Origin of the sequence: Phenylobacterium sp. SCN 70-31 (assembly GCF_001724605.1) — a bacterium.
Classification (GTDB): domain Bacteria; phylum Pseudomonadota; class Alphaproteobacteria; order Caulobacterales; family Caulobacteraceae; genus Phenylobacterium.
Genome location: NZ_MEEX01000061.1, coordinates 1 through 12,094, shown reverse-complemented (window position 1 = coordinate 12,094; position 12,094 = coordinate 1). Strand labels below are relative to the sequence as shown.

The window sequence follows — 12,094 nt, the reverse complement described above, 5'->3', positions numbered from 1 at the left end:
AGCGCAGCTTCGCCTTCCGCGTCTCTCCGCGGGCTTCCGCGGTTCTCGGCATGCAGGGGCGCCGCTTCGCGGCCTTGCAGGACCGGACGCCCTTCCGTGCTTTCCGTGGTTTGAAGACGGCAGGTCCCTCGGACATGGGACCATCCAACCACCCCCGCTACGTCAGAAGCGGACGTAGGATTGGGAGCTCTCAGGCCGATTTTCCGCTTCCCTCGTCCCAGCGACGGCGGCGGCCTTCCTAAGCCGAGGCCAGGGCTTCGGGTTCGAGGGCGTAGACGCGGCTGCAGTATTCGCAGGTGACGCGGATCTTGCCGTCGTCCTCGACCATGTCGGCCCGTTCGGCGGCGTCGAACGACTTCAGCACCGTTACGATCCGCTCCTCGCTGCACCGGCAGAAGGCCCGCAGGGGCTTCGAGCCGAACACGCGCACGCCGTCCTCGTGGAACAGGCGGAACAGCAGCCGGTCGGACGACAGCTCGGTGTCGAGCAGTTCGTCCTCGCCGATGGTCTCGAAGAAGGCCTGGGTGCGGTTCCAGGCCTCCTCGGTGTCGCCGCGGGCGGCGTCGCCCGCGATGTGCTGGATCATGAAGCCGCCGGCGCGCCAGGCGCCGGGGTCGGCGCCCACGGCCAGGCGGACGCGGGTGGGCGTCTGCTCCGACTGGGCGAAATACTGCTCGGCGCAAAGGGCCAGCGTCTCGCCCTCGATGCTGGTGACGCCCTGGTAGCGGTCCATGTCGGGCCCCTGGTCCACCGTCATCATGAACGCACCCTCGCCCAGCAGGCTGCGGGCGCCGGGCCGCTGGAATCCGCCCGAGACGGCGGCCACCTCTTCGGGATCGAACCGGCAGTAGCCGCGCAGCCCCCCCGAGGTGTCGTAGTCGGCGACGACATAGCGCACGGCGCCCGCGCCGCGGGCTTCGACGATGAGGCGCCCTTCGAACTTGAGATTCGACCCCACGAGGGCGGCCAGCGCACAGGCCTCGCCCAGCAGGTTGGCCACCGGCTCGGGGTAGTCGTGTCCGCGCAGGATCTCGTCGATGGCGGCGCCCAGGCGCACCACGCGGCCGCGCACGGGCTCGCCGTCGATCTGGAACGCGCCGACGAGGTCGTCGGGAATGGGAGTGTCAGGCATGGGCGCCAATATAGGCGCTGCGGCCGCGGTTGCGAGCACCCGGCCTTCTGCGAACGACGTCAGGGCGCCTCGATGCGGCGGAAGTCCAGGGCGTGGACGCGGGCGGTGGTGAAGCGCAGGCCGGTGACGCGGCCGTCGGCGGCGCGCAGGACCCGGACGAGGGCGCCGTCCACGCGGAAGGCGTCGCGGTGGAGCGGAAGGGCCGCCTCCGCCCCCGCGGGACGGTCGGCCGGGGCCACGACGAGGCGGCCGCCGCTGACGCCGACGTTGAGCACCGCGCCGGCCTCGGACGAGGCGTAGGCCCCGGCGATGGCCTGGAGGTCCGCGGGCGCGGGCCTCACCGGCTCGATCCGGCGATAGTCCGCCGTCTCGCCGTCGGGCGTGCGCAGCACCAGGCCTTCGCCGCCGAAGCGATAGAGCACGTCCTCCGCGACGTACCGGCCGACCGCTCCGGCCGGTCGCAGGGCGCGGGCCACGGGGCGGCCGCCGGCCGCCTCCAGCCCGCCGCCCCGGGCCGCGATCACCAGGACCCCGCCGCTCCGTTCGTCCACATAGACCCCCGGCAGCCGCTGGAGATCGGCCGCCGGCGGCGGACCCGCCGCGTCCGGCCGGCGGCCGGAGGGCGCCGCCGCCTCGGCAACGCGATGGCCCAGGATCACCGGATTGGCGTCGGCGCGGTTGCAGAGCAGCGCCACCGACAGCCGCTCGGCGGGCAGCCGGGCCAGCCAGGCGCGATAGCCGGCGGTGGCCCCGCCGTGCGAGACCTCGGCCCGACCGTCCACCGACAGGTTCATCAGGCCGCGCGCATAGGCGATCGTCCGCCCGCCCGTCAGCGTCGGCGACTGCTGCATGCGGGCGTAGAGCGTGGGGCCGAGGCGGCCGGTCGCCAGCGCCTCGTTCCAGATCAGGAGATCGCCCACGGTGGTCAGCAGGCCGCCGTGGCCGTAGGTGTTCTCGAACGGCATGTCCTGGCCGAAGGCGGCGCCGCTTCCGCCGGGCACGGCGCGATAGGCGACAGCCCGTCCGGGAACGATGCGCCGGAAGTTGTCGCGCCAGGACGTCCGGGTCATGCCCAGCGGCTCGAAGATCTTCAGCTTCGTGTAGTCGGCCAGGCTATAGCCGCTCACCCGCTGCACGATCAGGGCGGCGAGGTTGTAGCCCGTGTTGGTGTAGGAATAGGCCTCGCCCGGCGTGTCGTTGAGCGCCCGTTGGCGGGCCGCGATCGGCAGCACTTCGGCGTGGGTGTAGACGCGGCTGGTCCGCGGCCAGCCGGCCAGCGCCATCAGCTCGCCCCAGTCGCGCAGGCCGCTCGTGTGGCTGAGCAGCATGTCCACCGTGATCGGGCGGCCGTAGTCCGGCATCTCGGGCAGGTGCTTGCGGATGTCGTCGGCGAGCGACAGCTTGCCCTCGTCGGCCAGCAGCAGGATGGCGGCGGCGGTGAACTGCTTGGACACCGAGCCCGCCTCGAACACGGTCTCCGGGGTGATCGGAACGCGGTGCTCCAGGTCGGCCGACCCGTAGGCGCGGAAGACGGGCGGCCGGTCCCCCTGCCTCACGCCCACCGCGCAGCCGGGCGTGGCCGGCGTATAGGCCGCGAACACGGCGTCGAGGGCCGCCGGCAAGGCCTGGGCCTCGACCTGCAGAGCCCGGGACGGAGCCGGCGACTGGGCATGAGCGTGCGTCGGCCCGGCCGACGCCACCGCCGCCGCCACGAGGATTCCCGACCACCGCATCGCGCTTCTCCCACCCCGACCGGACTCTAGGGGCCCACCCCAGGCCTGAACAGGTCGCCACGCTCACCGCTCGACAACTGAAGGAACGGCGCCTAGCCTTCCGCAACCGGGGGGAGACGGTCGGGATGGCGAAGACGGGATCGGCCGGCGCCGTGCGCGTGGGCGTGTTTGCGGCCGTGGCCCTTGTGGGCGCGGCGGCCATCGGATGGTGGGTCCTGGGCGACGCCCGCCAGGCCGGCGAGAACACCGAAGCCGCCGCGGCCGTCCCGCCCGCGTTGCCCGCGGGCCGGCTCCAGGTGTTGAACGAGAGTTTCGGCGGCTGGACCTATCTCGCGATCGACGAGATCCGCCGGGACGGCGACCGCGCCGCCGCGCCCATCCTCACGGTCGGGCGTACGGTCACCGGAGTCGAGGGCGGCGCGTTCCGCGTCACCCGGCCCACGGTGGACTGCGCCGCCGGGCGCGTGTTCGACGCCGCCACGGGCGTGTTCGACGCGAAGGGCAAGCTCGTCTCGGCCGTCGCCGGCTACGCGCCCAGGCATGGCCGCGTCGCCGAACCCGCCGACTATCAGGTCCCCGCCCTGTGCCAGGGCCGCAAGGGCCGGATCGTGGCCGGCCTCGACGTCGCCCAGCGCGAGGCCCAGGAACCGCCGGAAGCCGTGATTGCGGCCGATCCGGACGACGCCGATCCCCACGCCGCCGCCTGGCTGTGCGCCGCCGCCGCGCGCGGCGCCTGGCGGCCACAGGCGCCCGAGGATTGCGCCCGCGCCATCCGCCTCGCCCCGGCCGACCACGCCATCCGCATCGACCGCGGCTACATGTTCGTGAAGATCGGCCGCAACGCCGAGGCCCGCACCGACTTCGCCAGGGTCCTGGCCGACGACCCCAAGAGCGCCCCGGCCCTCTACGGCGTCAGCCTGCTCGCGGCGCTGCGCGGCGACGAGGACGCCAGCCGGCGCGACCGCGGCGCCGCCCTCGACCTCGACGAGGACGTGCCCAACTGGGTCGCGCGGACGTACAAGATCCAGATGAGCCAGGCGTACCGGGTGCGCTGATCGCGCAGTTGTCGGGTCGGCGCGCCGCCGGCCGTCCTCTGGCTCGAACGCCATCGTCGGAGGAAGCCGCATGCTCTACGCCATCCTGGCCTATCACGAGGAAGACATCGTCCAGGCCTGGACCGAACACCAGGACAACGCGCTCATGGACGACCTGATGTCGGTCCACGACCGGATGGTGGACGAGGGCCGCCTGGGTCCCGCCGCGCGCCTGGGCGCGACCGGCCGGGCCGTCACCCTGCGCGGCCCCGGCCCGGGCGTGGTCACCGACGGCCCTTTCGCCGAGACCAAGGAGGCGCTGCTGGGCTTCTATGTGCTGGAGGCGGCCACCCTCGAAGAGGCCGTCGAGGCGGCCCGCGGCCTGCGCGTCGCCAACCCCTCGGCGGTCTACGAGATCCGGCCGGTCGTGCTGTATGTGCCGGGCGCCGTCTTTCCCCTCACCGACAACGGCCTGGGCGACGTCCGGCCGTGAGCGCCGCCCCCTGGGCTCGGATGCCGGGCCACAACCGCATGACACCCCGTCCGCGATGGGGGCCTATGGGCGGGGGCGGTAGCGGGCTCCGCAAGAAAAACCGCCGCCCGCGCTTGAAGCGCCGGCGCGAGGCCCTAAATATATCGTACGCGATTTAATCGCTCGAAATTGGAAGGAGCCCATCATGTCCGCCCCGAGTCCCGTGAACGTCCTCTACCGCACCGCGGCCCGCGCCACCGGAGGCCGCGACGGCCGCACCGGAACCCTGGACGGAAGCCTCGACCTCGCCCTCTCCACCCCGCGCGAACTGGGCGGCGCGGGCGGCGCGGGGAACAATCCCGAACAGCTCTTCGCGGCCGGCTACGCCGCCTGCTTCATCGGCGCCATGAAGGCCGTCGCCGGGCCGGCGGGCGTGAAGGTCCCCGCCGACGTGGCCGTCACGGCCGAGGTCGGGATCGGTCCCCGCGCCGCGGGCGGCTTCGGCCTCGACATCGCGCTGAAGGTGGAGCTGCCCGGCCTCGACCGCGCCGACGCCGAGGCGCTGGTGCAGAAGGCCCACGAGGTCTGCCCCTACTCCAACGCCACCCGCGGCAACGTCGACGTCCGCCTCAGCGTCGTCTGAGCGGGCCCGCCTCTACGCCTGCGCCTCTACGCCTGCGCCTTGCGCGCCCGCGCCACGACGTCGGCGTAGAGGTCCTCGCCGCCCAGACTTCCCGTCGCCTCGCCGCCCTTCAGCGCCCACTCCGGCGGCACGGCCTCGGGCCCCTCGCCCGGCCCCACCGGCGGCGTGAAGTAGCCCAGCGCATAGTTGCCCATGGCGTAGCCCAGCAGCGCCTGCAGCTCGGGCTCCAGCGTCCGCGCGACCTCGGGCGGGCACGACAGGTACTGGTTCTCCTCCTGCCGCAGCCAGCCCAGGCAGTAGGTGATGTTCAGGCCCCAGCGATCGACCTCGCTGTCGTTGGCGCCGCCGGCGTGGAAGACGCTGCCCGTGTAGACCAGCACCGATCCGGCCTTCATCGTCGCCCGCCCGATCTCGTGCGGCTCGGCCTTGCGGTCGTCGGGCCAGCCGGTCGAGCCCGGGACCACCTGCGTCGCCCCGTTCGCCTCGGTGAAGTCGGTCAGCGCCCAGATGGTGTTGAGCTGCGGCTCCACGTGGCTCAGATGCCGCCCCCAGGCCCAGCGGTCGCGGTGGATGGGCTGGCCGCCCTGCCCCGGCAGGATGCGGATGAGTTGGGTCAGGTGGAGCTGCCAGCGGTGGCAGTTCGGCCCCAGCACCGCCTCGCACAGCGCCCGCACCCGCCCGTCCATCACCAGCCGCCGGGTCAGCGGCGAGCGCGCCACCAGCGCCCCCGTCCGCGTGGTCCGCGCCCCGCTGAAGGCGTCGCGCCCCACCTCGGTGGCCTCCACATAGGGGCGCAGCTCGGCGACCAGCGCGGCCAGCTCGCCGGCCGGCAGGGCGTCGTCCAGGATCAGCGCCCCGTCGCGTTCCAGGATCGCGACGATGTCGGCCGCCGGCGCATGGGCGGGCAGATGGGCCAGTTCGGGCATGGGCGTTCCTCCGGGCGCTCCCCATCGGGGGGCTTGGGGCCATTCGGCCTCTGGCCCTCATCCTGCGCCCGAAGCCGCGGGGGAGTCACGCCCTCCAGCGACGCCCGCGGCAGCGCCAGCGTCCCCGATCCCGTCACCGTGGCGAAGCCGCGCGCCCCGCCGGCCAGCCCCACGCGAGGCCCGTCCGGGGTCCCCACGCCCACGAACGCCAGCGGCGCCTCGGCGATCCACCGCCGCGCCTGGCGGTCCAGGTGGTCGATGATCTTCATCTTCACGGGCAGGCCGGCGGCCCCCACGCAGGCTTCGAGCGCTTCGACGGTGGTGATCGCGGACATGCCGCCAGACTGCCCTAAATGCGAATGACTCGCAACTTCATCGTGCGCCCCGGCCTATCGCCGCCGCCCCGCCCGCCGTTCCGACGCCGCCCGCTCCACCGCCGCCACATAGGCGTCCCGGCGCGCCCAGCCCTCGGGCGTGTCCATCGGCGGGCGGATCTCCCCGTTCGGCCCCACGCCGGTCGCATAGGGACGGCCGGTGGATTCCACCCAGGCCTGCGCCTCCCCGGCGTCGCGCGGCGGCGCGGCCAGCACCCGCCCGTCCGGCCCGCGCTCGAACCGGGTGACGGTGAAGACCACCTGGCGCGGCGCCCCGTCCGCGGCCCCGCCCGCCCCCGTTCCGCCCGACCCCGCCTCACGCGCCGCCATCTCGGCGGCCTCCGCCTCGCGGATCGCCAGCGCCGTCTCCAGCCGCGCCTCGTACTTCTTCGCCGCCACCCGCGCCGCCAGCCAGCGCAGCACGTCGAAGCGCAGGCGCGAGACCGGCACGTCCGCCATCGTGGCCGCCGCCGCCAGATCGCGCGCCTCGTCGGTCAGCCGCTCGGCCTGCGCCGCCCGCGCCGCCACATACATGTCCTCGAACGCGGGGTGGCGCTTCACCCAGGCCAGGATCGTGCCGTAGCAGGGCATGTCCGGGTCCCGCCCGATGGCGGTCAGGCTCTCGCCCTCCACGAGCCGGGCGCAGATCGCCTCGCCCAGCGCGCGCGTATAGCCGCTGGCCTTGCCCCCGCGCCGCGGCGGCGGGCGCAGGGCCCGTTCGGCGGCCCGCTGCCGGTCGCGCATCCGCACCGACACCCGCGCCTCGCGATAGGCCGACCGCAGCGCCTCGGCGAACTCGGGGTGCGAGCGCTCCCAGTTGCGGATCGTCGTCCGGTGCGGCCGCCCCGGCTCCCCGCACACCGACATCAGGCTGCGCCCCGCCGCCACCGCCGCACAGATCTCCCGCCCGGCCGCCGCCGAATACAGGCTCTCCCCCGGCGCCGCCCGCCCCGGCCGCCCCACGTCAAGACCCCCTGCCGTCTCCGACATCGCCCACCTGCCCCAGGAAGAAGAGAGAAACCGAGGCCCGCGCCGCGTCCGCGCCTGTGGCGCGCGCCGGCCGCAAGGCCTACGTCTGGAGGTTACCTGAGACGGCTGCGGAAGTCAAGAACAAAAGAAGAACAAAAGACCTCCACACCCCACAGGCCGCCGCCTGCGAGGACCGCCAGAAGCCCTCAGGATTCAAGACGGAGGTCACTCGACAGCGCAAGGTCGAGAATGCGCCAGGAGCGGAAGTTGGGTCCGGGCACAGAACCGGCCGCTCCTCAGGTCGTGCTTGATGATGCATCCGCGGCGACCTTGGCCGCATAGGCATTCAAGACCGCGGCAACGCGGGCGAGGAGCGGCTCAAATCCGTCCCAAGAAATCGTCGCGGCCTCGGGCGCGATCACTTTGGTCGCGAATAGCTTCTTGCCGATATGCTTCGAGGCGTCGAAGCCCTCCTTCTCGGTATGGAAAACCTTCCCGTCGAGGTCCTTCTTGAGCGTCGCGTCGTCGAACAAGTCCTCGATACAGGTCATCGCCTTCGTGCCGACCAACGGCGTCTTCACGAGGTACAGGTTGTTGGTGAGATAGAAGAAGTCGTCGGCTGAGCCGTGCGTGATGTCGACGCCGAAGTGCTTCTTGAGCGCATTGCAGGTCTTCGCGTTCAGCGCTGTATCGTTGTCAACGACGACAATGACTGGATGCAAAAAGGGCCGGTATTTGAAGGCCTTTAGCCGCCTTCGATAGCCATGAATGAGCTTCAGGACGGGGCCAATGCCGCCCGTGATGCCAAGGATTTTGTGGATGAGGTTGTCGTAGGAGAAAAGCGCGACGGCGAATTTGTAGCCCTCAGGAGTCTTCGCCGCGAGCTGGGGGAATGCAGCCGCCTTCTGCCGCATCGCGTTGCGCAGGTAGACGTTGTCCGTGACGCCTTCGCAAAGGATGAGCGGACGATCCAGCGCCACGAACGACCGGAAAAACCAGAACCGCTCATGGTCGGTGTGTCCGAAGACGATCTCCTCCTTCTCGCCGTCAGGCGCAAAGCCGCTCTCGCGCTTCACGTGGTAGACGTGGCTCAACATCCCGGCCAAGACCCTGAGGCTTGCGATCTTCTCAGGCGGATCACCCGCGGGCGCCCCGGCCTTCGGTGAGGGCAAGTGGTACGCGCCCGTCGTGTAGAGCGCCCGACACATCGACCGTATCCCGCGCCAGTACTTCTGCGAGACGTTGACCTTCGCGTTGACCGTGAGCCCCGTGACCACCTGCCGGCTGCCGCGGAACTGCATCCGCGTCTTCGCCGGGTTGAGCTTGAAGCCGGACGCCTCGATCTTTTTCACTAGGTCGTCGCCAGCGACCCACACGCCACTTCCCACAGCCGATGGCTTAGCGAGCCCTTCGGGGAAGCTCTTCTGGTTGGTCGAGAACGACAGATCGTCGGCGTAGCGCGAGTAGGTCACTTTCGCCTTCTTCGCTAGCCCAACCAGCCGCGCGTCGAGAACATGCGCGATCATGTCGGCAATGACCGGCGAACACGGGCTGCCTTGCGGCAGCGAGTTCTCGAAACAGGCGATCTGGGCGAGCACCGTCGCCACCTTCTCGTGAAGCTCGAAATCCTTGTCCTTGAGAAAGAAGCCTCGAACGCGCCCGAAATTGAACGTCGGGAAGAAGTCGGCCAGGTCGACGTTCAGAACGTAACGCCGCGCCGTGTGATTGTGGGCGTTCGTGACGATAGAAAGGTCTTCTCGAAAGCCGTGTGAGAGCGGAGCGCGCTTGGTCGCCTCAAGGATCTCCGCTCGGCATTCGTTGAGCAGCGTGGCGAGTTCGCGCTGGATCGCCTTGAGCGGTCCGAGCGGCGCGCAGATTTCACGCGTGCCGCCGTCCTTCTTCGGAATCTCGAACTTGGCGTACTTAAGCGCCGGGTGTTGCTTGTAGAGGACGAACGACAAGCCCGCCGGCGTGAAGCCGAGCAGCGCCGCGACATCGGAGAGCGACGTAGCGCCCTTCAGCAGTACAAGCTTTGACAAACCTCGCGCCCCGCCCAGAAGAGGGGCTTGCAGACACTCTTACGCGTGCGCATGGCCCATCGACGATGCGTCCCTGAAGGAGCGTCGAGGAGCGACCGTCCCCAACATTGTTTCTTATGCCTCAATAACGAGACAACAAGTCTGTCTGCAAGCCTGACGCGAAGGCTAGCAGGGATGGGAGAGAATTGTCCAGAAAGCGCTTAGCGAGGGTGCCTACATGAAGTTCCGGAAATCAAACTCGGCGTCCACGAGGTTGGGGTTTTGCTGGATGATCTTCGCAAACCGCTGTGAATATTCGAGCGTGACCGGGAGCTTCTTGTAGAGTGTGTTATTATTCCAATCCATCTTTGTGAGACCGATGATCCCGGCGCATGTGTCGAACCACCCGCCACTGCCGCTGAAGCGTCTTACAATCAGCGGAGACGGCACCGGCTTCAGCGTCGCCTCCTTGTAGACGTCGCGCGTGGGCCCGAGCATGTGCACGCCCTTCACGCTGCCCTGCGTCCAAAGGAAGGTCTCATCGGGCGAGATCGGCAGATAGGTTCCCCGCGTGACGGGATAACCGTCTGGCCCCGGCGTCGCCGCAGCATTGTACCGCGTGCCAAACCAGTTGGTGCTCTTCACGATCTGCACCAGTTCGACCTCGGTTTGCGCATTGAACGCGTCAATCGCGCCGAGAGCTTCGTCGTCCCTGAACGGGGTGTTCTTGTGGATCGTGACTTTCTTGGGCGCGCGTCCCGAGTGGCCGCGCTGGTAGATTTCCAGGCTCCGCGACATCACGCTGAGCATCTCGTTGTATGAGAGGTAGGGGTTGTCCCGGCGATCCTTGGTGTAGTCGCGCGTGTCGTAGGCGACGAACTGGAACCCCGTGCCGTCCGGGTCGAAGACCTGACTGCAACACGTCGTGTATTCCATACCCGTCGGGCTGGTCTTCATGGCGTAACTGATGCCGATGAAGGCCGACTCTCGATCGAGACCCGCCAGCTTCCACGGGATGCCGTTGGCCTTGGAATAGAGCGCCAGGCTCAGGCCCCACATCACGTTGGCCCTGCATTTTCGTGTCATCGCGCCTTCCAGCACGATCTGGATAGGTATGCCGACCGGCGCGCAGTAGGCCTTCAGGTAGTCGTGCAAGTGGAACCCCTGGCCTTCAAAGCAGGCCGACCAGGCAGACGGCAGGTAGAGCAGCAGGACATCAAACTGCGACTTGAACTGTCCTGCCTTGCCGATGGCATCGAACAGGTGTCGCGCCAGCTGCGCTCTGTCTGAAGCGCGTGCGAACCCGTCGAGATCAGCAGGCAGCGCGATCTTGAGAGGGTCGGTTGGCTTGATCAGCGGGCAGCGAAAGAGCTGATCAAAGCCGGGGTACTCCGGGTAGTAGTTGGTCGCTTCAACAGGTTTCACTGCCTGACCAAGCTCGTTTGCAAGGCGATCCAGCCGCGCGAGGTCGCGCTGCGGCGCTAGATACGCAATGCGCACCCGGCTCGGAACGCCCAGGGTCAGGCTGTAGGGACCTTGCGAGATGAGTCCACGAAGCGGGTGCAAATCGGTCTGCCCGCCCGCGAAAATCAGGCGCGGCTCGGGCACCGCCTGATAGGCGCTCATTTCCGATTTCATGCTCATGCGCCCGGCCTCCGGCTGAACGCCGTGCGTTCGTTCAGGGCAAAGGTTGGATTGCCAGGGCCAGCTACGCCATCGAAGGCCGTCACACTGTGATCGGCGCCGCGCCGGCCACCAGGAAGCAGAAGCGCAATCCACGCCGACAACAACTTGTCAGCCTTCGGATTAAACCTCCCTCCGCATCGTCGGTCGAGGAAGTCGGTCGCGTCTCTCCGAGCCCACTTCGGCCAAATCCACACGTCGGGGCTGAGGAGAAGCCAGTTGCTGCCCTCGATCTGCTGGAGGTCGAGGTGGACGCACTCTGCCCAATAGACCGGCTCCGATGTCGGATGATCCGGCGTCGGCGTCGTTTTGAGCCCACCAACCTGACCATACAGCGGGCCGCCAATGGCCGTGCGAAGGCCGTCGAGTGCGGAGTTCTGTGCAGCGTGTCGGTCAACGATGAGCGTTGAGCCCGACCGGTCGCTCCTCAACAGGAGCGGTTGTCCGCGGCGCAGCGCGTTCCCCATCGCCTGTTCAAGGAAGCCCTTGAGGTAGAGGTTCGATGCCAGATCGTCCACGCGATCACCAAGCGCGCTCGGCTGGACGTCTGTCAGCTCAGCGCCGAATGCGCTTCGGATCGTCGCCTCGTGTCCCCAGGCCCAAACAGAGCTCTCCTTCGTGCAGATCATCGCACCCTTCGCGCGACCTTCGGCCTCGCGAAGTGCTGCCCACTCCTGATCGGCTTTGAAGCGAAGCTCGAAGCAAGCCCTCGGCAGATCACCCACCGGCAGTCCGTTGAGGCGTAGGATCGGGGCAGCTTTTCCCGCGGGCGGAAGCGGCAAGCTCACCGTGGTCATGGCCCCTTTGCTCACCGCGGCGATCAATTCGGCAGAACGGTTGGGGAGCTGCCGCCAGACCCGAGACATCAACGAGTCGAACGTCTCAATCTCTACAACCTCAGCTTTGACGCCTTTCGCCTTGGCCTTTGCGATGAGATTCTCGACGGCTTTGAATGGCCGCCGGCCTTTCATCGTCGTCCAGAAGAGGCCGTGGGGGAACGGGTTCGGCCCCGTGACGTGACCCCCTGAAACTCAGCCAGGAATAGCTAGAGTCCGCCCGACCAAAGGACGGACGAATGAAGCGATCAAGGTTCACGGAAGAGCAGATCAT

The 12,094-nt window shown here is 69.0% G+C and carries 11 protein-coding genes; 3 read left to right on the top strand and 8 right to left on the bottom strand.

The window, feature by feature from the left end; genetic code table 11:
- Nucleotides 1-238: 238 nt before the first annotated feature.
- Both ABS78_RS23870 and ABS78_RS23865 read right to left on the bottom strand, forming a co-directional pair.
- Nucleotides 239-1,132, bottom strand: coding sequence for an Hsp33 family molecular chaperone (locus tag ABS78_RS23870; RefSeq protein WP_293385733.1), 894 nt, complete (start codon nt 1,130-1,132; stop codon nt 239-241).
- A gap of 59 nt (nt 1,133-1,191) precedes the next feature.
- The gene (locus ABS78_RS23865; RefSeq protein ID WP_293385730.1) at nt 1,192-2,865 is read right to left on the bottom strand and encodes a serine hydrolase domain-containing protein; all 1,674 of its coding nucleotides are present in this window, start codon (nt 2,863-2,865) and stop codon (nt 1,192-1,194) included.
- A 125-nt stretch (nt 2,866-2,990) separates the two neighbouring features.
- On the opposite strand from ABS78_RS23865, the gene ABS78_RS23860 reads away from it, so the two are divergent.
- From ABS78_RS23860 to ABS78_RS23850, 3 genes are all read left to right on the top strand, one after another.
- Nucleotides 2,991-3,920, top strand: coding sequence for a hypothetical protein (locus ABS78_RS23860; RefSeq protein ID WP_293385727.1), 930 nt, complete (start codon nt 2,991-2,993; stop codon nt 3,918-3,920).
- 70 nt (nt 3,921-3,990) lie between these two features.
- Nucleotides 3,991-4,392, top strand: a complete 402-nt coding sequence (locus tag ABS78_RS23855; protein ID WP_293385724.1) for a YciI family protein — start codon at nt 3,991-3,993, stop codon at nt 4,390-4,392.
- Nucleotides 4,393-4,576: 184 nt separating this feature from the next.
- On the top strand, nt 4,577-5,014 hold the full coding sequence (locus ABS78_RS23850; protein ID WP_293385721.1) for an organic hydroperoxide resistance protein: 438 nt from the start codon (nt 4,577-4,579) through the stop codon (nt 5,012-5,014).
- A 26-nt stretch (nt 5,015-5,040) separates the two neighbouring features.
- Here the strand turns inward: ABS78_RS23850 and ABS78_RS23845 are convergent, their stop codons facing one another.
- From ABS78_RS23845 to ABS78_RS23820, 6 genes are all read right to left on the bottom strand, one after another.
- On the bottom strand, nt 5,041-5,940 hold the full coding sequence (locus ABS78_RS23845; RefSeq protein WP_293385719.1) for a phytanoyl-CoA dioxygenase family protein: 900 nt from the start codon (nt 5,938-5,940) through the stop codon (nt 5,041-5,043).
- Nucleotides 5,862-6,275, bottom strand: a complete 414-nt coding sequence (locus ABS78_RS23840) for a hypothetical protein (RefSeq protein ID WP_293385717.1) — start codon at nt 6,273-6,275, stop codon at nt 5,862-5,864. Before ABS78_RS23840 ends, ABS78_RS23845 begins: the two co-directional genes overlap by 79 nt.
- A 54-nt stretch (nt 6,276-6,329) precedes the next feature.
- Complete coding sequence (locus ABS78_RS23835) at nt 6,330-7,304, bottom strand: hypothetical protein (protein ID WP_293385714.1); 975 nt, start codon at nt 7,302-7,304, stop codon at nt 6,330-6,332.
- Nucleotides 7,305-7,579: 275 nt separating this feature from the next.
- Nucleotides 7,580-9,322, bottom strand: coding sequence for a retron Ec67 family RNA-directed DNA polymerase/endonuclease (locus tag ABS78_RS23830; RefSeq protein WP_293385712.1), 1,743 nt, complete (start codon nt 9,320-9,322; stop codon nt 7,580-7,582).
- 213 nt (nt 9,323-9,535) lie between these two features.
- Complete coding sequence (locus ABS78_RS23825; protein WP_293385710.1) at nt 9,536-10,945, bottom strand: hypothetical protein; 1,410 nt, start codon at nt 10,943-10,945, stop codon at nt 9,536-9,538.
- Entirely contained in the window at nt 10,942-11,955 is a 1,014-nt protein-coding gene (locus ABS78_RS23820; RefSeq protein WP_293385708.1) for a hypothetical protein, read from the bottom strand. The genes ABS78_RS23825 and ABS78_RS23820 overlap by 4 nt, the downstream gene beginning before the upstream one ends.
- Between the last annotated feature and the right edge of the window lie 139 nt (nt 11,956-12,094).